This is a genomic window from Burkholderia cepacia GG4 (assembly GCF_000292915.1).
GTDB lineage: Bacteria > Pseudomonadota > Gammaproteobacteria > Burkholderiales > Burkholderiaceae > Burkholderia > Burkholderia cepacia_D.
This window is the reverse complement of sequence record NC_018514.1, coordinates 2,142,379-2,160,956: the sequence shown is the minus strand read 5'-3', so window position 1 is coordinate 2,160,956 and position 18,578 is coordinate 2,142,379. Positions and strand designations below refer to the sequence as shown.

General features: G+C 68.3%; 16 protein-coding genes and 1 pseudogene. 8 read left to right on the top strand and 9 right to left on the bottom strand.

Features of this window, described 5'->3' with window-relative positions; translation table 11 throughout:
• Positions 1–97 precede the first annotated feature (97 nt).
• The gene (locus GEM_RS25285) at positions 98–1,087 is read right to left on the bottom strand and encodes a zinc-dependent alcohol dehydrogenase family protein (protein WP_014900258.1); all 990 of its coding nucleotides are present in this window, start codon (positions 1,085–1,087) and stop codon (positions 98–100) included.
• Between GEM_RS25285 and GEM_RS32005 the strand changes: the two genes are divergently transcribed.
• Positions 1,086–1,229 (top strand): hypothetical protein, encoded by a 144-nt coding sequence (locus GEM_RS32005; RefSeq protein WP_187293258.1) that lies wholly within the window; start codon positions 1,086–1,088, stop codon positions 1,227–1,229. The genes GEM_RS25285 and GEM_RS32005 overlap by 2 nt on opposite strands.
• Here the strand turns inward: GEM_RS32005 and GEM_RS25280 are convergent.
• The 3 genes from GEM_RS25280 to GEM_RS25270 form a co-directional block, all read right to left on the bottom strand.
• Positions 1,217–2,119 carry a LysR family transcriptional regulator gene (locus GEM_RS25280; RefSeq protein ID WP_014900257.1) on the bottom strand — a complete coding sequence of 301 codons (903 nt, stop codon included), beginning with the start codon at positions 2,117–2,119 and terminating at the stop codon, positions 1,217–1,219. The genes GEM_RS32005 and GEM_RS25280 overlap by 13 nt on opposite strands.
• A gap of 115 nt (positions 2,120–2,234) precedes the next feature.
• Positions 2,235–3,611, bottom strand: coding sequence for an FAD-containing oxidoreductase (locus tag GEM_RS25275; protein ID WP_014900256.1), 1,377 nt, complete (start codon positions 3,609–3,611; stop codon positions 2,235–2,237).
• 262 nt (positions 3,612–3,873) lie between these two features.
• On the bottom strand, positions 3,874–4,833 hold the full coding sequence (locus tag GEM_RS25270; protein ID WP_014900255.1) for a LysR family transcriptional regulator: 960 nt from the start codon (positions 4,831–4,833) through the stop codon (positions 3,874–3,876).
• Positions 4,834–4,962: 129 nt separating this feature from the next.
• Here GEM_RS25270 and GEM_RS25265 point away from each other — a divergent pair, with 129 nt between their 5' ends.
• Both GEM_RS25265 and dctA read left to right on the top strand, forming a co-directional pair.
• Complete coding sequence (locus GEM_RS25265) at positions 4,963–6,129, top strand: mandelate racemase/muconate lactonizing enzyme family protein (RefSeq protein WP_014900254.1); 1,167 nt, start codon at positions 4,963–4,965, stop codon at positions 6,127–6,129.
• Between the two features lie 163 nt (positions 6,130–6,292).
• On the top strand, positions 6,293–7,660 hold the full coding sequence (gene dctA / locus GEM_RS25260) for a C4-dicarboxylate transporter DctA (RefSeq protein WP_014900253.1): 1,368 nt from the start codon (positions 6,293–6,295) through the stop codon (positions 7,658–7,660).
• A 66-nt stretch (positions 7,661–7,726) separates the two neighbouring features.
• Here dctA and GEM_RS25255 read toward each other — a convergent pair whose 3' ends face one another.
• Entirely contained in the window at positions 7,727–8,245 is a 519-nt protein-coding gene (locus GEM_RS25255; protein ID WP_051138020.1) for a hypothetical protein, read from the bottom strand.
• Between the two features lie 193 nt (positions 8,246–8,438).
• Here GEM_RS25255 and GEM_RS25250 point away from each other — a divergent pair, with 193 nt between their 5' ends.
• Complete coding sequence (locus tag GEM_RS25250) at positions 8,439–9,077, top strand: LysE family translocator (RefSeq protein ID WP_014900251.1); 639 nt, start codon at positions 8,439–8,441, stop codon at positions 9,075–9,077.
• A 116-nt stretch (positions 9,078–9,193) separates the two neighbouring features.
• Here the strand turns inward: GEM_RS25250 and GEM_RS25245 are convergent, their stop codons facing one another.
• Complete coding sequence (locus tag GEM_RS25245; protein WP_014900250.1) at positions 9,194–10,405, bottom strand: hypothetical protein; 1,212 nt, start codon at positions 10,403–10,405, stop codon at positions 9,194–9,196.
• Between the two features lie 438 nt (positions 10,406–10,843).
• On the opposite strand from GEM_RS25245, the gene GEM_RS25240 reads away from it, so the two are divergent.
• The 4 genes from GEM_RS25240 to GEM_RS25225 are packed head-to-tail and all read left to right on the top strand — an operon-like array spanning position 10,844 to position 15,685.
• Positions 10,844–11,587 carry a DUF3348 domain-containing protein gene (locus tag GEM_RS25240; RefSeq protein ID WP_014900249.1) on the top strand — a complete coding sequence of 248 codons (744 nt, stop codon included), beginning with the start codon at positions 10,844–10,846 and terminating at the stop codon, positions 11,585–11,587.
• 10 nt (positions 11,588–11,597) lie between these two features.
• Positions 11,598–14,405, top strand: a complete 2,808-nt coding sequence (locus GEM_RS25235; protein ID WP_014900248.1) for a DUF802 domain-containing protein — start codon at positions 11,598–11,600, stop codon at positions 14,403–14,405.
• 3 nt (positions 14,406–14,408) lie between these two features.
• On the top strand, positions 14,409–15,053 hold the full coding sequence (locus tag GEM_RS25230; RefSeq protein ID WP_014900247.1) for an OmpA family protein: 645 nt from the start codon (positions 14,409–14,411) through the stop codon (positions 15,051–15,053).
• Positions 15,050–15,685 (top strand): DUF2894 domain-containing protein, encoded by a 636-nt coding sequence (locus tag GEM_RS25225; protein ID WP_014900246.1) that lies wholly within the window; start codon positions 15,050–15,052, stop codon positions 15,683–15,685. The genes GEM_RS25230 and GEM_RS25225 overlap by 4 nt, the downstream gene beginning before the upstream one ends.
• 29 nt (positions 15,686–15,714) lie before the next feature.
• On the opposite strand, the gene GEM_RS25220 is transcribed toward GEM_RS25225, so the two are convergent.
• The 3 genes and pseudogenes from GEM_RS25220 to GEM_RS25205 all read right to left on the bottom strand — a co-directional run bounded on the left by GEM_RS25220 (position 15,715) and on the right by GEM_RS25205 (position 18,541).
• Complete coding sequence (locus tag GEM_RS25220; protein ID WP_014900245.1) at positions 15,715–16,287, bottom strand: NADPH-dependent FMN reductase; 573 nt, start codon at positions 16,285–16,287, stop codon at positions 15,715–15,717.
• A 54-nt stretch (positions 16,288–16,341) separates the two neighbouring features.
• Positions 16,342–16,704: pseudogene (locus tag GEM_RS32355) on the bottom strand (histone acetyltransferase); the annotation flags it as partial.
• A 553-nt stretch (positions 16,705–17,257) separates the two neighbouring features.
• A complete protein-coding gene (locus GEM_RS25205; protein ID WP_014900243.1) occupies positions 17,258–18,541 on the bottom strand; it encodes an isoprenylcysteine carboxylmethyltransferase family protein in 1,284 nt (427 codons plus the stop codon).
• Positions 18,542–18,578: the final 37 nt, after the last annotated feature.

Below are 18,578 nucleotides of genomic sequence, written 5' to 3'. Positions count from 1 at the left end.
GCATGCGTGCGTCGCCCGACCGGTTGCGGTATCTCGAATGCGCCGGAGTCGGCGCGGCTTGTCGCCGTTTTCATCCGGCACGCCGCGCCCGTGCCGCTCAGACGGTCACGACGATCTTGCCGACCTGCGCGCCGGCTTCCATGTACCGATGGGCTTCCGCGATGTCGTCGAACGCGAAGGTGCGATCGATCGACGGCTTCAGCGCGCCGGCCGCGAGCCCGTCGACGATGAAGCGCTTCGCGCGTTCGAGGCGCTGCGCGTCGCCCGTGATCTCGAACAGTTCATAGCCGCGCAGCGTCAGGTGGCGCGCGAGCAGGTCCATCACCGGGACCGGGATGTCGCGCGGGTCGAGCGCGCCGTACTGGAAGAACGTGCCGTTCGTGCGCAGCGCGCGCAGCAGGTTCGCCGCGTCGGGGCCGCCGACCGGATCGAACGCGATGCGCGCGCCGATGCCGCCGGTCAGCTCGGCCACCTGCTGCGGCAGATCCGCGGGGCTGCCGGCGATCACGTGCGCGGCACCGGCGTCGAGCAGCGCCTGGCGCTTCGATTCGCTGCGCGTCAGCGCGATCGGCACCGCGCCGACCCGGTTCGCGACCTGGATCGCCGCGAGCCCGACGCTGCTCGATGCTGCGCCGATCAGCACCGCGTCGCCGCGCTCGAGCCCGCCGAGTTCGATCAGCGCGCCCCAGGCCGTGACGAACATCATCCACGTCGCGGCGGCTTCCTCGAACGACAGGTTCCCCGGGTGGCGGACGAGCGCATGCACGGGCACGTTGACCACGTCGCCGTACATCCCGTAGTCGGCGAACGAGAACGCCGGCACGACGCTCACCGCGTCGCCCGCGGCGAAGGCGGTCACGTCCGGCCCGACCGAGGCGACGACGCCCGACGCCTCGTAGCCGAGCGACGCGGGAAAGCGCGGCTGGATCGTGTATTCGCCGCTGCGGTACATGACTTCCGCGCGATTGATGCCGATCGCCTTCACGCGCAGCTGTACTTCGCCGGGTCCGGGCGCGGGCACGTCGACGGTGTCGATCTGCAGCACGTCGGGGCCGCCGATACGATGGAAACGAACGATACGGGACATGGATGACTCCTTCGATGAACGGGTGTTGATGAAGGAGAACTGTAGGCGGCGGCCCGTGCCGGATAAACGCGCGACGGCGTCACTGATTGTTATTCGTCGAATAACAATCGCCGCGGATGTGAACGTGCGCTACGCCGGATAACGGCGCGCGAACAAGTCGGTGAGCCAGTCGCTGAACACGCGCACCTTGTCGGGCAGGTGCGTGCGGTTCGGGTACATCACCGAGACCGGTTTCGGCACGGCCGGAATGCCGGGCATCAGCTCGACCAGCTGGCCCGAGTCGATGTACGGCTGCAGCGCGGGCCGCAACGCGTGCACGATGCCGAGGCCGGCGAGGCCGCACGACAGCAGCGCTTCCGAGTTGTTCGTGAGGAGGCTGCTCGGGAGCTTCATCGCGACGATTTCGCCGTTCGGCCGGAAGGTCCATTCGAGCACCCTGCGATTGGCGCCCGTGAAGAAGTTGACCGCGCGATGCGCGCGCAGATCGTCGAGCGTGCGCGGCAGCCCGTGGCGGACGACATACGCAGGCGACGCGCACGTGACCATCGGCACCGCGCCGACCGTGCGCGCGATCATGCTCGAATCCTTCAGCGTGCCGACCCGCACCACGCAGTCGATGCCTTCGCCGATCAGGTCGGCCGGCTGGTCGCTCGCGCCGAGCACGAGCTCGATCTGCGGATAGCGTTGCTGGAATTCGGGCAGTGCGGGAATGACGACCGTCTTCGCGAGCGCGAGGGCGACATCGAGCCGCAACCGGCCCTTCGGCACCGTGCGCTGCTTCGGGAACGACGCGAATGCGTCGTCGATGCTGCCGAGCAGCTGCACGCAGCGCGCATGGAACGCCTCGCCCTCGGCGGTCACGCTGACGCGGCGCGTGCTGCGGTTCAGCAGCCGCACGCCGAGTTCCTGTTCGAGCTGCTGCACGGCCTTGGTCACGGCGGGCCGATGCAGCTGCAACGCATCGGCGGCCTGCGTGAAGTTGCCGCGTTCGACGATCTGTACATAGATCTGCATCGTTTGCAGACGGTCCATGGCGCTTCCGGGTGTCGTGGCGAGCAGCCATCTTCGCACACGGTCCGAAGCCGGTGCGAGGCGGGCGGCGCACGCACGGAACGGACGCGCGGGATGCGCGCCCGCCCGCCGTCCTTCATTCGACCGGATGCAGGTCCTGCAGCAGCGTCGGCACCAGCTCCGACACGGTCGGGTGGATGTGCATCGCGCGGCTGATCGTCGTGTAGGGCGCGCCTGCGGCCATCACGTCGAGCATCCCGTGCACGACCTCGTCGCCCGTCACGCCGAGGATCGACGCGCCGAGAATCGCGTGGCTGTCCGCGTCGACGATCACCTTCATGAAACCCAGGCTCTCGCCTTTTTCGACCGCGCGGCCGACGCGCGTCATCGGGCGCGTGCCGACCAGCAGCCGGCGGCCGGTCTGCTTCGCTTCCGCGAGCGTCATGCCGACCCGCCCGAGCGGCGGATCGATGTACATCGCGTAGGCGGTGATGCGATCGGACACCTTGCGCGGATCGTTGTCGAGCAGGTTGGCCGCGACGATCTCGTAGTCGTTGTACGCGGTGTGCGTGAACGCGCCGCGCCCGTTGCAGTCGCCCAGCGCCCAGATGCCGGGCACGCTGGTGTGCAACTGGTCGTCGACCGTGATGTAGCCGCGCGCGTCGGTCGCGACGCCGGCCCGCTCGAGCCCGAGGTCGTCGGTGTTCGGCACGCGGCCGACCGCCATCAGCAGGTGCGAGCCCGCGACTTCGCGGCCGCCGCCGGTGGCGTCGAGCCCGACCACGACGCCGTCGCCGTCGCGCCGCGCGCTCAGGCAGTTCGCGTCGAGCTGCACGTCGATGCCTTCGTTCACGAGAATTTCGCGCACGGCCTGCGACACGTCCTCGTCCTCGCGACGGATCAGGCGCGAGCCTTTCTCGACGATCGTGACCTTCGAGCCGAAGCGGCGGTACATCTGGCCGAATTCGAGCCCGACGTAGCTGCCGCCGACGATCACCAGATGCTCGGGCAGGAAGTCGACGTCCATCATCGTCGAGTTGGTCAGGTACGGCACCGAGTCGAGTCCCGGCATCGGTGGAATCTGCGCGCGCCCGCCGACGTTGATGAAGATGCGCCCGGCCTCGAGTAGCTCGTCGCCGACGCGCACCGCGTCGGCGCGCTCGAAGCGGGCATGGCCCTGAAACACGGTCGTGTTGGCGAGCCCGCGTACCCATTGCTCGACGCCGTGGTTCGAGCGGCCGGAAATCTGGTCTTTGCGCGCCTTCACGGCTTTCATGTCGACGCTGACGGGGCCGACCGCCACGCCGTATTCGGCGGCGCGCCGCGCGAGCTGCGCGGCGTACGCGCTCGCGATCAGCGTCTTGGTCGGAATGCAGCCGGTGTTCACGCAGGTGCCGCCGAAGCGCCCGCGCTCGACGATCGCGACTTTCATGCCGGCGCCCGCGAGGCGCGCGGCGAGCGGCGGCCCGGCTTGCCCGGTGCCGATGACGATCGCGTCGAAGTGTTGCGTCATGACGTCCTCCTGCGCTGGTTCAACGAGGGAAGGGGCAGGCGCACGCGGCATGCCGCGCCGGCGCACGCCCGAACGGCGACGAGCGCTTATGGTAGACCGGTTGGCGGGTGCATGCGAGTCGTACGGGGCGCGCGACGCGGAACACCGTTCATGCCCGGTTGGGGGAGCGGCTTCCCGCCCCGCCCGAGACATGGCGGCCCGCGTGATGATGTGTCCCTGCATCGACTGCCCGCGGCCGGAAGAGCCGCGGGACGACGGGGCGTCAGTTCTTCGCGCGACCGGGCCGTTTTCGCTCGGGCGCGGACTTGCCGACGTCGACCGGAACAAACGGTGCTTCGAAGTGCTTGACCAGAAAATCGATGAATGCGCGCGCGCGCGTCGATTCGTTGCGTTGCCCGGGGTAGTAGACGAACAGGTCGGCGGACGGCAGCACCACGTCGGGCAGCACGAGGCGCAGCCTCCCGCTCTGGATGTATTTGGCGAGATCCCACTCCGAGCGGATCAGGATGCCGTGACCGTCCAGCGCCCAGCGCAGCACGATGTCGCCGTCGTTGCTGGACAGCGAGCCGCTGACCTTCAGCGCTTCCAGGTGATCCTCCTGCATGAAGCGCCACACGCCGAACGCATCGTCGTTCTGCGTATGGATGATGCAGCGGTGATGCGCCAGGTCCTCCTTGCACTGCGGCACACCGTGGCGCTCGAGATATTTCGGCGATGCACACAGGAACCGTCGATTGCTCATCAGGCGGCGCGCCCGCAAGCGCTGGTCCGGCAACTCGCCGAACCGGATGGCCATGTCGAAGGCGCCTTCGACGAGGTCGACCGGGCGATCGGTGACCACGAACTGGACATCGACGTTCGGATAGCGCTTCGCGAATTCCGATACCAGCGGTGCGATGGTCGTACGCCCGAAACCGAGCGTCGCATTGATGCGTAGCCGCCCGTGCGGATCCGCGGGCGTGCCCGCGATCGCGTCCTCCATCTCTCGCACCTGATCGAGGATCTGTGTGGCGTATCGCGCATACATCTCGCCTTCCGGCGTCAGGCTGACGCTGCGGGTCGTCCGGTTGACCAGCCGCTTGCCGAACCGGTCCTCGAGAATGCCGAGCCGCTTGGTTGCCGCGGGAGGCGTGATCCCGAGCGAGCGGGCCGCGCCGGACAGGCTCTTCAGCTTGGCGAGCTGAACGAAGAACTCGAAGTCGGAGGTTGAATCAGTTCTCACTTTTAGTAAAAAATGAAATGAATCAAGGTGAATTATAGGGCGTGCTCCGCGGACTATGCTCCATCTCGTTGCAGCAGCGTGCATGCAATCGAGATAGCCCGAAAACGTGTCAGTCCAGGAGACGCCAGCATGAGAATCGTCGAGATTCGCGAACAAACCGTTCCGATCAGTTCCCCGATCCGCAACGCCTACATCGACTTCAGCAAGATGACGCTGAGCCTCGTCGCCGTGATCACCGACGTGATCCGCGACGGCAAGCCGGTCGTCGGTTACGGCTTCAATTCGAACGGGCGCTACGGCCAGGGCAAGCTCATGCGCGAGCGCTTCATCCCGCGCATTCTCGAGGCCGACCCCGGTTCGCTCGTCAACGATGCGGGCGACAACCTCGACCCGCACCGGATCTGGGCGACGATGTTCACCAACGAGAAACCGGGCGGCCACGGCGAGCGTTCGGTCGCGATCGGCACGATCGACATGGCGGTATGGGACGCGGTCGCCAAGATCGAAGGCAAGCCGCTGTTCCAGTTGCTGGCGGACCGCTACGGCGACGGCCGGCCGAACCGCCGGATCTTCGTCTATGCGGCGGGCGGCTACTACTATCCGGGCCAGGATCACGAGAAGCTCAAGGACGAGATGCGCAGCTACATCGACCGCGGCTACACGGTCGTGAAGAAGAAAATCGGCGGCGCGTCGCTCGACGAAGACCTGCGCCGCATCGACGCGATCCTCAGCGTGCTCGGCGACGGCCAGAAACTCGCCGTCGACGCCAACGGCCGCTTCGATCTCGATACCGCGATCCGATATGCGAAGGCGCTGTCGCAATACGACCTGTTCTGGTACGAGGAACCGGGCGATCCACTTGATTTCGAGCTGCAGGCGACGCTGCGCAACTACTACGACAAGCCGATGGCGACGGGCGAGGACCTGTTCTCGATGCAGGATGCGCGCAACCTGATCCGCTACGGGGGCATGCGTGCCGACCGTGACTGGCTGCAGTTCGATTGCGCGTTGAGCTACGGTCTCGTCGAGTATCTGCGCACGCTGGACATGCTGCGCCAGCACGGCTGGTCGCCGAGCCGCTGCATCCCGCACGGCGGTCACCAGATGTCGCTCAACATCGCGGCCGGCCTCGGCCTCGGCGGCAACGAGTCGTACCCGGACCTGTTCCAGCCGTACGGCGGCTTCCCCGACGGCGTGAAGGTCGACAACGGCTTCATCACGATGCCGGACCTGCCGGGCATCGGCTTCGAAGGCAAGGCCGACCTGTACGCGGAAATGCAGAAGCTGTCCGCGTAAGCGGTGCAGGCATGGTGCGCCGGACGCTCGACGGTGCGCCGCATCAGATCACATAGAAGAATGATTCGGGCGGGCGGAATCGGCGTGTGCGTTCACGGCGATCGGCTACCTCGCCGGCACGCACGCGCTTGCCGAAACCGGACGCCATGCACAGGAGACAGTCATGCAGGCATCACGCATTCGCAGAACGCTTTCCAAACTCTACGTCCAGGTGCTGATCGGTATCGCCGCCGGCATCCTCGTCGGGCACTTCTATCCCGATATCGGTGCCCAGCTCAAGCCGCTCGGCGACCTGTTCATCAAGCTGATCCGCATGCTGCTCGCGCCGATCATCTTCGCGTCGGTCGTGGTCGGCATCGCGCGCATGACCGATCTTCACGAAGCCGGGCGGGTGGGCGTCAAGGCCGTACTGTATTTCGAAGCCGCGTCTACCGTCGCGCTCGTGGTCGGGATGGGGGTCGTCAACGTGATCCGGCCAGGCAGCGGGATGAACGCCGATCCGGCGAAGATCGACAGTTCAGCGATCGCCAGCTACACGCACGCGGCGCAGCATCACGGCACGCTCGATTTCCTGATGAGCATCGTGCCGGGCAGCGTCGTCGGCGCCTTTGCGAACGGCGAGATCCTGCCAATCATCTTCTTCTCGGTGATCTTTGCGATCGCGCTCGCGAAGCTCGGCCCGAGGACCGCGCCGCTCGTCGACATGCTCGACATGTTCCTGCAAGGGATGTTCGGGGTCGTGCGCATCGTCATGTACGTGGCGCCTGCAGGCGCATTTGGCGGGATGGCGTTCACCATCGCCAAATACGGCATCGGCACGCTCGCGCAGTTCGGTCAACTGATGCTGTGCCTGTACCTCACGTCGATCCTGTTCGTCGCGGTGGCGCTCGGCCTCGTGATGCGCGTGTGCGGGTTGTCGCTGTGGAAATACCTGCGTTATATCCGCGACGAGATTCTGATCACGCTCGGCACGGCATCGACGGAAGCCGTGCTGCCGCAGATGCTGCTCAAGATGGAGCGTATGGGCTGCTCGCGTCCGGTCGTCGGCATGGTGTTGCCCACCGGCTATACGTTCAATGCCGACGGCACCGCGATCTACCTGACGATGGCGGCGTTGTTCATCGCGCAGGCATTCAATATCCACCTGTCGATCGGGGATCAGCTTCTGCTGCTCGGCGTGCTGCTGCTGACGTCGAAGGGCTCGGCGGGCGTTGCAGGCGCGGGTTTCGTCGCGCTGGCGGCAACCTTGTCGACCATGCATCAGGTGCCCGTATCGGGCCTGGTCCTGCTGCTCGGCGTCGACCGCTTCCTGAATGAAGCGCGCGCGGTGACGAACCTGATCGGCAACGGCGTGGCGACGGTGGTGGTGGCCCGCTGGGAGGGCGCGCTGGATATGGACAGGGCACGCGCCGTGCTCGATCGTCGCGCCGGCGTCGAGTCGATCGGCGCGGACGAGCACGACGCCGGCCTGCCTGCGCCGGAGCGGCACGCGCAGACAAGCGCTCCAGGCATGCAGTCGAGTTTCCGCTAGGCTCGACGAGTCGGGAACACGAACACGCTCGTGACGCAACCTGCGCATGCATGCGGCGCGCGGTGGCTATTCCTTGCGCGTCCACTCGCTGAACGACACCGGTTTGCGTGCATCGGCACGCACCGCGCTGACGACATCGGGCTTGTCCGGATCGAGCGGGAACGACTCGGTGTAGATATCGCTGGAAAACACCCACGTCTGCGTGCGCGGGTCGTAGCGGAACGTCACGTAGTCGCTCCAGTGCTGCCCGCATGCGACGTCGTTCTGCACCGTGAAATAGTGCCCCGTCACGGCAATGCCGCCGTCTGCAGCCGCTTCCGGATCGAACGGATCGCACTGCAGCGCGTCATTCGCGCGCATCACGACGCCGTCGTTGCGTGCGGTGAGCCGATAGCTGTGGTCGGCCTGTTCCTCGAAGATAAGCAGCGGGCGCGGCGACGGCTGCTCGCGCGTGTCGGTGGTCGCGCGATGCACGACGACGAGCAGGCTGTGCCGCCCGTTGCCAAGTGCCGGCCCTTGCTGCGCGAGGAACCGCTGGTAGCCGGCCGGCAGCTGCGCGGCGACCGACGGCGGCAACGCCGGGATAGCGGGCGGCGCGGATCTCGATCATGGTTGGCGGGGCGCGATGGCGGGAACGGCAGCCGGCATAGCAGCGCGCGGGCGCTTTCGGCGGGCGGCGAAGCGTGCCAGAATCATCGGCTTCAGCGTCGGGGATCGATACGATTCGATACGACCCGCAGGCGCCGGCGCTTCGGCGTCGCTCACCAAGGAGACTTCGATGACTGCATCGGCTGCCGTACTCGCCATTCTGGCCGCGCTGTGGCTTGGCGCGATGATTCCGGGCCCGAGTTTCGTGCTGGTCGCCCGCAACTCGATCGGGCTGTCGCGCCGCGACGGGCTCGCCACCGCGCTCGGCATGGGCATCGGCGGAATCGTGTTCGGTGGCGTCGCGCTGGCCGGCCTCTACACGCTGCTGCAGGCGGTCGAATGGCTGTATGTCGGGCTCAAGCTGGCGGGCGGCGCGTACCTGATCTACATGGCGTCGAAGATCTGGCGCGGCGCCGACCGGCCGATTGCGATGGACGACCCGCAGGGGATCGCCGCCGGCAGCGCGCGCAAGTCGTTCTGGACCGGCCTCACGACCCAGCTGAGCAACCCGAAGACGGCGATCTGGTACGGCAGCATCTTCGCGGCGCTGCTGCCGCAGCATCCGCCGCTGTGGTGCTACCTGGCGCTGCCGCCGCTGGTGTTCGGCGTCGAATTCGGCTGGTACACGATCGTCGCGCTGTGCTTCTCGACCCGCCGTCCGCGCGAACTCTACCTGCGCGCGAAGAAGTGGGTCGACCGCGTCGCGGCCGGCGCGATCACGCTGCTCGGGCTGCGGCTGATCCTGAATGCGCCGAAAGCGGGGATCTGACAGCAGGCGGTGTCATCCCGGGGGCATGCCCCCGTTCATTCCTGATATTCCTGATCGGCATGCCGCCACGGCCGGCCATTCCGGCGCGTGGCGGGCCCGGCCCACGCAACCGCCTGTCAGGTCGCCGGATACCGTTCGATCAGCGCCGTGAACCGCGCATCGTCCGGGAATGCCGTCACTTCATACCGCACCGGCCGATGCGCGGTCGCCGTCATCAGGTCGCCGCACGCCTGCCGCAGTACTGCCATCGGCACATGGGCCGCCTGCCGCGTCGCTTCCCGGTACAGCACGACGATGTCGGTATCGGGCAGCAGCGTCGGCACGCCGTCGCTCCACACGCCGACGCTGAACAGCTCGCCGTTCTGCCGCCGGTACACGGTGTAGGTCGCCACGAAGATGTCGGTGCCGTCCCGCGCGTGCAGGTCGGTGAGCAGCGCCCGCTGATCCTGGTAGTCGCCGGCGAGCTCGTCCACGCGCAGCGCGTGCAGCTTCGCGGCCAGCCCGTCCGGGATGAAATTCCGCCACGCGGCGCCGTCCCAGCGCAGCATCAACGGCGGCAGCGGGCGCGGCTGCGCGCGCGCCTGTTCGGCGAGTTCGACCATCGTCGCGAGCCCGGCCGCGTTGCGGTCGCCGGTGAGCAGCAGCACGGCCCGGTTCGGCGCCATTACGACCGGCGCGCCGGAGATCGGCTGGCGGTGCAGCAGGTCGGTCAGCAGCAGCCGCGCCGCGTCGTAGAAGTCACCGAACTGTGACAGGAACACGCCGTCGCGCAACGCGGCCCACGGCGCGGACGACGCTCCGCGCAGGTTGTCGATCGCGATGTCGCATGCGTGGTCGAAGCTGACGCCCCATTCCGCGAGCCGCGCAGTCGTCAGCCGCGCGACGCTGAATTCGCCGTCGTACGCGATGCCGATCTCGAGGTTCTCGCACAGCGGCCGGAACGCGACTTCCGACGCGCCGGGCTGTCCGGTCAGTTGCAACGCGACCGCGCCGCGCTCGGTCGCGCTGCGGATCACGGGGCGCAGCCGCGCGCGGACTTCGGCGAAGTCCGACGGAATCTCGTGCTGCATCATCGCGTTCGCCTGGCGCGTCAGTGTCGCCTCGCGCTCGGCCGGCTTCGCGTCCGCGTAGTCGCGGAACAGGTTGTGCAGGTTGATGATGTTCGACGGGACATCCGCTTGCACGAGACGGCCCTTGTCGTTCTCGTGAAGCCACTCGCGCGTGTCGCCGGTCGCGCGCAGCGCGGCGATCAGGCGTTCGGCGAAGTCCTGCCGGGTGGGCGGTTTGCTGAAGTGCTCGCGCAGGCGCGCGACGAAGTCGGAAAGCATCGTGTGCGGTCGGGCGAGCCCGTCTGTTATTGATCTGTCGTTGTCATGGGCGGCAGCACCCGTCTCCGGGGCGCCGCCTGCGACCCGCCGATATCGGCCGGATATCCGTGACCCGCCCGGCAGCCTGCGCGCCGCTTGCGTGGCGGCGCGGGCCCGCATGGGGCGCGATCGCGTGGCGGGTGTCGCGATGGTACCGCACGTCCGTGACGGAATCGACCGCCGGCGCGCCTCGCGGCCGGCGCCGCTTGGTCGGCTTCGGAAGGGGCCGCCGCCGGGGGCGCGTCGGCGCGGTCCGCCACCCCGATGATCGGCGCGCGAGCCTTGTACGGCGGGCGTTCGCGCCGGTTGCGCGGGATGCCGGCGCGGGCCGCTGCCCCGATTCTGGCGGTCGACCTGCCGACGACGTGTAAACTGCTGCCTTTTTTGACGGTTTGCAGCATGGTGCAAGCTCCCCCGCGCCCGGCACTGAGCGGCCCGACGCTCGTCCGGCTGCTCGCGCGCCTGACCGATGCCGATGTCGCGGAATCCCCGCAGACGCTGTCGGACCGCCTGAGCCAGTGGCTCGGCTGGACCGACGCGATCACGCTGTCGTCCGCGCTGACTGCGAGCCCGCCCGGCGTCGCGGCCGGCGTGCGTGGTTACGACGCGGAGCGCGACTGCGCGCGCGTGCGCCACGACCTCGCGCAGGCGATCACGGCCGCCCACCGTCCGCGCACGCGGAGGCGTCCCGGCGAGTTGCCGCCGCCGCCCGCCGACACGGCCAACTTCGCGGACTTCCGCCAGAGCTGCCTGTCCCTGCAGCAGGAGATGGAGACCGCGATCGGCCAGTTGCGCGGCCGCCTGCGGGTCGCGCTCGCCGCGCGCGCGTCCGGGATGGCGCGGCTCGCGACGCTCGACGCGATCATGGAGCGCGTGCTCGGCGCGCGCGAGCGCAGCCTGCTGTCCGCCGTGCCCGCGCTGCTCGGCACGCGCTTCGAGCGGCTGCGCGACGCGGAGCGGCAGGCGCTGGCCGACGCGCAAGCGGCGGCCGCCGCCGATGCCGACGCACCGTCCACCGCGGCGATTGCGCCCGGCACGTGGCTCGATACGTTTCGCGACGAGATGCAAAGCATCCTGCTCGCCGAACTCGAAGTCCGGTTTCAAACGGTAGACGGGCTGCTCGCGGCCCTTCGTACCTGCTAATCGATACGCTATGTCCAGAATTCGTCTTGATCTCGTTGTCTTCGTCGCCGGTCTGCTCGCAGTGTGCTGGATCGGCGTCGGCTATGTCGCGTCGAACCCGCTCGCGAGCGCCGTTACGCTGCTGATCGGCGCGTGCTACGTCGCGGGTGCGTGGGAACTGCTGCGCTACCGGCAGGCGACCGCCACGCTGTCGCACGCGGTGGCCGGCCTGACCGAACCGCCCGCGAAACTCGATAGCTGGCTCGATACGCTGCCCCCGGGCCTGCGCAGCGCCGTGCGCGCGCGTGTCGAAGGCGCGCGCGTCGCGCTGCCGGGCCCGTCGCTCACGCCGTATCTCGTCGGCCTGCTGGTGCTGCTCGGCATGCTCGGCACGCTGCTCGGGATGGTCGTGACGCTGAAGGGCACGGGCGCCGCGCTCGAAAGCGCGACCGACCTCGACGCGATCCGCGCGTCGCTGATCGCGCCGGTGAAGGGTCTCGGCTTCGCATTCGGCACGTCGATCGCCGGCGTCGCGACGTCCGCGATGCTCGGGCTCCTGTCCGCGCTCGTGCGCCGCGAGCGGATCGACGCCGGCCAGCAGCTCGACGCGAAGATCGCGACGACGCTGCGCGTGCATTCGTCCGCGCACCAGCGCGACGAGTCGTTCGGGCTGCTGCAGCGCCAGGCCGACGTGATGCCGGCGCTGGTCGACCGGCTGCAGACGATGATCACGACGCTCGAGGCGCGCAGCGTCGCGCTGCACGATCGCCAGATCGAAAGCCAGCAGGCGTTTTTCGACCGCACCGAGCGCGCGTATGCGGGCCTTGCGTCGAATGTCGGCGACGCGCTGAAGGAAAGCGCCGCCGAGAGTGCACGCGTGGCCGGTGCCGCGTTGCAGCCGGTCGTCGCGGCGACGATGACGGGGCTCGCGCAGGAGATGGCCGCGCTGCGCGACACCGTGACGGGCGCCGTACAGCGTCAGCTCGACGGGCTGACGGACGGCTTCGAGAAGACCACCGGGAACGTGACGGCCGTCTGGAACCGCGCGCTCGACGAGCAGCGCCGCGCGGGCGACGCCGTCGCGCAGCAGCTGCAGACCACGCTCGGCCAGTTCACCGACACCTTCGCGCAGCGTTCGACCGACCTGCTCGACGGTGTGGCGACGCGCCTCGAATCGACCGAGAGCCGCCTGTCGGACGCGTGGCGCGATGCGCTCGCGCGCCAGGAGCAGGTCGGCGCGACGCTGGCCGGCCAGCATGCGCAGGCGCTGGGCGAAGCCGCCGCGACGTTCGAGCGGCATTCGGGTGCGACGCTCGCCGCGATGCGCGAGTCGCATGAGGGGCTGCAGACGCAACTCGCTACGCGCGACGAGCAACGCCTGTCGGCGTGGCATGCTTCGCTGGCGGAGATGGCCACGAAGCTCGGCGACGAATGGCAGCGCGCGGGCGCGCACAGCGCGGGCCGTCAGCAGGAAATCTGCGACGCGCTCGCCCACACCACGCGCGACCTGACCGCTCAAGCCGCTACGTTCGAGCAACGCTCGAACGACCTGCTGTCGACGATCCGCGATTCGCACACGGGCTTGCAGACGCAGCTGGCCGCACGCGACGAGGAACGTCTGTCGGCATGGAACGATTCGCTGGCCGCGATGGCGGCGAAGCTCGGCGACGAATGGCAGCGTGCGGGCGTGCACAGCGCGGGCCGTCAGCAGGAAATCTGCGACGCGCTCGCACAGACCACGCACGATCTCACCACGCAAGCATCTACTTTCGAACAACGCTCGAACGACCTGCTGTCGACGATCCGCGATTCGCATACGGGTTTGCAGACGCAACTGGCCGCACGCGATGAAGCACGCCTGTCGGCATGGAACGATTCGCTGGCCGCGATGGCGACGAAGCTCGGCGACGAGTGGCAGCGCGCGGGCGTGCACAGCGCAGGCCGTCAGCAGGAAATCTGCGACGCACTCGCGCAAACCACGCGCGATCTCACCACGCAAGCATCCACTTTCGAACAACGCTCGAACGACTTGCTGTCGACGATCCGCGATTCGCACACGGGCTTGCAGACGCAACTGGCCGCGCGCGACGAGGAACGTCTGTCGGCATGGAACGATTCGCTCGCCGCGATGGCCGCTGCGCTGCGCGACGAATGGGCGCAGACGAGCGCACAGGCCGCGACGCGCCAGCAGGACATCTGCGACACGCTGACCCGCACCGCGAACGACATCACCGCGCAGGCGCAGGTGCACGCAAGCGACACCATCAACGAAATCTCGCGCCTCGTGCAGGCTGCGTCGGAAGCGCCGAAGGCCGCGGCCGACGTCGTCGCCGAGCTGCGTCAGCGGCTGTCCGACAGCATGGTGCGCGACACCGCGATGCTCGAGGAGCGCAGCCGCCTGCTCGCGACGCTCGAGACGCTGCTCGGCGCGGTCAACCACGCGTCGACCGAACAGCGCACCGCGATCGACGCGCTCGTCAGCACGTCGGCCGACCTGCTCGACCGCGTCGGCGCGCGCTTCAACGACACCGTCGATGCCGAAACGCGCAAGCTCGATTCGGTGGCCGCGCAGGTCACGGCGGGCGCCGTCGAGGTCGCGAGCCTCGGCGATGCGTTCGGCACGGCCGTGCAGGTATTCGGCGAGTCGAACGACAAGCTGCTGAACCATCTGCAACGCATCGAGGCCGCGCTCGAGAAATCGCTCGCGCGCAGCGACGAGCAACTCGAGTACTACGTCGCGCAGGCGCGCGAGGTGATCGACCTGAGCATGATGTCGCAGAAGCAGATCGTCGAGGACCTGCAGCAGATCGCCGGTCGGCGGGCATCGGTCGGAGCGTAAAGCATGCACGACGAAATCGACGACGGCGCGCCTGCCGCGCCGGTGTGGCCCGCGTTCGCCGACCTGATGTCGGTGCTGCTCGGCGCGTTCGTGCTGATCCTCGTCGGCGTGATCGGCATGCAGTTGCAGCTCACGTCGAAGCTCGAGGAAGCCGTACGTGCGCGCCAGCAGGAAGCGCAGCAGCGCAAGTCGCTCGAAGAGGCGCTCGCCGGGCCGCTCGCGGCCGGCCGCGTGACGCTCGTGAACGGCCGCATCGGCATCAGCGGCAACGTGCTGTTCGCGCTGAACTCCGACCAGTTGCAGCCCGAGGGCCGCGATCTGCTGAAGACGCTGGCCGGGCCGCTGGCCGCGTACCTGAAGACGCGCGACGAGATCCTGATGATCAGCGGTTTCGCCGACGACCAGCAGGTGCGCGCCGGCAACCGCCAGTTCGCGGACAACTGGGAACTGTCGGCCAAGCGCGCGCTGACGGTCACGCGTGCGCTGATCGACGCCGGCGTGCCGGCGCCGTCGGTGTTCGCGGCCGCGTTCGGCTCCGAACAGCCGGTCAGCTCGAACGCGGACGATGAAGGCCGCGCGAAGAACCGCCGCGTGGAGATCGCGCCGGTGCCGCGCAAGACCGCATCGAGCGGAGGGAAGGCGAAGTGACGGACGACGCGACGCACGTGCGCGCGACGCTCGACGCGTGGCGCGAGCAGGGCGCCGACCGGCTCGATCCGGTGCGCTTCCATCGGCTCGACGCGCTCGAGAAGCGCGCGGCCGCGCTCGACGGCGACGTGCGCGCGTTGCTCGACGCACGGCTCGCGACGCTGCTGGAAGGTTTTGCGGAGATCGTCGCGAGAGCCGGCGAAGCGGCAGCCGCCAGCGAGACCGTGCAGGCAACCGTGCCGGCGCCGGTGCGCAGCCTGCTCGGCGGCCTCGTCGATCAGCTCGCGCGCGATGCGCAGGCCGACCGGCGCGGAGTCGATCCCGAACTGATCGACTACTTCCGCACGATGTGGTCGAAGGTCCGCACCGAACAGCAGTATCGCCAGTCGCTCGACCAGGTGCCGCGCAACGCGGGGCCGCTCAATTCGAACAGCCTCGTGCACCGGTCGCTCGCGACCATGCGCGAACTGTCGCCGGAATACCTGCAGCAATTCCTGTCGTACATCGATGCGCTCGCGTCGCTCGAGGATCTGGCGGGCGGCGGCGCGCAGCCCGAGAAGGAAGCGCCGCGCGCGAAGGCCGCGAAAGCGGTGAAACCGGCGAAGAAGACCACGCGCACCAAGGCGCGATAACGCCTGTTTTCACCGGTGCCGCCGCCGGTCTATCGGCCCGGTGCCTGCGCGTCGATCGCCGCGCACAGCGCGTGCAACGCGTCGGTCAGCGCCGCGGCGAACGGCGGATGCGCGGCGATGCCCGCTGCATCGAGCTGGCTGCCGAGGATCGGCAGCGTGATCGACGCGCGCTCGACGATGCACGCCGACATCACCGACAGCGTCTCCCGTAGCGCCGCGTCCGCATGCGTCGCGCGCGGCGACGCGTTCAGTACCGCGACCGGCTTGTACACGACGGCTTCGCACCCCACGACCCAGTCCAGCGCGTTTTTCATCACGCCCGTCACGCCGTGCGCGTATTCCGGGCTCGCGATCAGCACGCCGTCCGCGGCGTTCAGGCGCGCGATCAGGTCGCGCACCGCGGCCGGCGGCGGAGATTCCGCATCGGGGTTGAAGAGCGGAAATTCACCGAGGCGATCGAAGCGCGTGATGCGCATCCCGCGCGGCGCGATGCGTGCTGCCGCATCCAGCAGCGCCGCGTTGTACGACTGCGCACGCAGGCTGCCGCACAGCGCGACGATGTCGATGCGGCGTTCGGAATCGGTTCGGGGTTCGGTGGCCATCGAGGAGCGTATCGGTTGGCGGGTTACGCGGAAGCGTCGCGCGGAGCGCACGGATTATCGCATCGGTGCGCGGGCGCTGTGCGGCGTGCTGCCGATGCGGCGAACGTGACGCAGTTCGTGTCGTTCCGCCGAAAATTTCAGCGCATCGCCGCGTACCCGGCCTGCGGCCGTCATTCCGGTTGCCCGTGCCAGTTCACTTAGTGTCCACCCGCTGCCGAGCAGCAGCCGGCGCGTATGCAGCGCACCGTGCACGTGATCCGCAACGGTTTCGCCGAGATAGCGCAGCGCGCGGCCTTCGACGTCGACGAAGCCGTGCCGGTAGTCGTGCGCGAGCGCGGTCCACAACTGCGCCGCGCCAACCGGCTGTCGCGCGCCGCTGATCAGGCACCGACCCGCGTCGAGTCCCCATCGATCCAGCTCTCCAAGAGTGCAGTGGCGAATGCAACGATAACGCTGGTCACCGACGACGGCATCGCAACGTTGACGTTCAAGACGCCGTCGGAAGGCGTGGTCCGCGACGGGACGATTTGCGTCGGGAAACCCGATCCGGTACCGGCGGGCGTGCAGGCGGACTATATCTACGAGGTCAAGTCCTACGGGGCGTTCGACAGCATGTCCGACCGTAGGCTGACCCTGAACTTCACCACCGACATCATTCCCGATCCGAATCCGCCGGTCGTCGAAATGGCCGACGTCTCGGGCGGGACCGTCACCTACAAGCCGACCATTGCTCGCTCGATCGTGCCGGTCCGGCCGAACTATAGTTTGGCCGTGGCTGCAAACTTCACCGGCCTGTACGTTGTGCGTCTGAGGCAAAAAGGATCGGCGACGCGCGATTCGTGCGCGTCACCGATCCGGTTTCAGGCAATTTTGGCGTCGAGCGTGTGCGAAATCTCCTCTTGTTCGCACGCGATTCGGCCGGGACCTTGATCGTCGCGGCAAGCGGGGAATTCGTGGCCGCAAGACCGCCTCACCCCGCCTGCCGCCCCCCGAACGCCTGCTTGATCCGCGCAAACAACCCGTGCTGCGCGATCCACTCGGCGTACGCGCGATAGTCCGGGTCGCGCATCAAATGACGCTCCTCCGTCTTCGCCCGCGTGTAGTAAATCAGATTGACCGCGACGAGCCCCGCGCAGTGCATGAGCCCGACCTGCCAGCCGAGCGGCTCGACGAACGGCACCGACACCATCCAGTACGACAGATTCTTCGTGATGTATGCCGGATGCTTCGTGAAGCGATACGGGCCCGACGTGATGATCCCGCGGTTCGTGAGGTTCGAGAAACGCAGCCCGAACGAGATCGTCGACAGCGCGTAGGTCAGCAACAGCAGGATGATCACCGCGCCCCAGATCACGCGCAGCGTCGGCGCGGACAGCAGCCAGTTGTCCCAGAACAGCGAACCTTCGTAGCGGATGTAGCTGTTCGAGAACAGCGACCAGAACGGTTGGTAGCACATCAGCGCGGCGACCCAGCCGAGCGTGGTCGGCTCGACGGTGCGCACGTGGCTGTCGAGGATGCGGAACGTGCACAGGTAGCCGACGGTGCCGAACATCAGGTCCATCGTGAACGACAGGTCGTACAGGAATACGAAGGCCGCGAGCGTCATCGGCGCGTGCAGCGCGTTCGCGAGCGACGCGCTCAGGTGATCGGCGTCCTTCGACAGGTAGACGGTCATCAGCGGCAGGAAGAACGCCTTCACGCCCCAGCCGGCCAGCATTTCGCGCACGGGCTGCCAGCTCGCGGGCTGCTCGCGGCGGAACAGCAGGCGGCCCCACAGCAGGTACGCGTCGTCGGTCTCGCGCTGGTGGCGGTCCATCCACGCGAAGTAGAACGGCGCGGCGACGATCACGTACGGCGCGAGCGAGCGCAGCAGCGACCAGAACGGCAGGTAGAACGCGCCGTGATATTCGGGCAGCAGCCAGTAGATCATGCCGATGCCGGCGTAGATCGACGTCAGCGCGCCGAGCCGCGTCGCGACGCGAGCCAGGCCGAGCGGGCGCACGGCCTGCCGCGACAGCCCCGCGCTCGGGCGCAGATAGACACGCGAGATGCAGATTTCGTGCAGCGCGATCGTGCCGATGATCGCGAGGCTGGCGATGACCGCGCGGGTGGCCGCGTCGAGCGTCGGCTGGTCGCGCGTGATCCACAGCGCGAAGAGCCCGGCCGCGATGCCGAGCAGGCCGGCGCGGAACGGCGTGGCGGAACGGGGCGGGCGGTCCGGGACCGCGGCGATGCCGTCGAGCGTGGAATTCATGATCGGATCCTCGTCGGGATGAGGGCCGGCGCCCCCG